Raw genomic sequence first — 311 nt, forward strand, 5'->3', positions numbered from 1 at the left:
GTTAACTTCATCTTTTATCGAAGTAGCACTTAGATCTGGAGAAATCAATTTCGCAACAAAAGTTTTGTGTTGGTTTGGTGAAGGATGAAGGGCACTAAAGCTACCAATAAAGCCATTAATCCAAACCATGCCAGGTTCATTATACTTTTTTTGACTTCCCGTATAATCACCCCATCGCTGATAGTTGCCTGCAGCTACATTTACATTCGAATTCCCAGACTTTAAATGCAACCTATCAGAATAACCTTCAGCTTCACTGTAATAGATAGCAGAGATACCTGGAAAACTGTCAACGGATGCATGATTAAAAG

General features: G+C 38.3%; 1 protein-coding gene. It reads right to left on the reverse strand.

Features of this window, described 5'->3' with window-relative positions:
- A partial coding sequence (locus tag JEM65_RS21640; protein WP_199603838.1) for a hypothetical protein occupies positions 1-311 on the reverse strand: 311 nt, incomplete at both ends.

Origin of the sequence: Gelidibacter salicanalis, assembly GCF_016469035.1 — a bacterium.
GTDB classification, from domain to species: Bacteria; Bacteroidota; Bacteroidia; order Flavobacteriales; family Flavobacteriaceae; genus Gelidibacter; species Gelidibacter salicanalis_A.